The organism is Escherichia sp. MOD1-EC6300 (assembly GCF_002965045.1).
In the GTDB taxonomy this organism is placed as follows: Bacteria; Pseudomonadota; Gammaproteobacteria; order Enterobacterales; family Enterobacteriaceae; genus Escherichia; species Escherichia coli_F.
Map to the genome: position 1 here is coordinate 1 of NZ_PTRH01000075.1, position 322 is coordinate 322.

1 protein-coding gene is annotated in these 322 nt (G+C 62.4%); it reads left to right on the forward strand.

Annotation, left to right across the window (positions count from 1 at the left end):
* On the forward strand, positions 1-322 hold a 322-nt coding region (locus tag BGE37_RS24875; protein WP_198598490.1), incomplete at both ends, for an RHS repeat protein.

Sequence of the window (322 nt, forward strand, 5' to 3'; positions counted from 1 at the left end):
AGTGGCTGACGTATGGCAGCGGTTATCTTGCGGGGATGAAGCTGGGCGGAACGCCGCTGGTCGAGTACACGCGGGACAGGCTGCACCGTGAGACGGTGCGCAGCTTCGGCAGCATGGCAGGCAGTAATGCCGCATATGAACTGACCAGCACATACACCCTCACAGGCCAGCTCCGGAGCAGGCACCTGAACCTTCCGCAGCTTGACCGTGAGTATACGTGGAATGATAACGGGCAACTGGTGCGTATCAGCGGCCCGCAGGAGAGCCGGGAGTACCGTTACAGCGACACGGGAAGGCTGACGGGCGTCCACACCACGGCAGC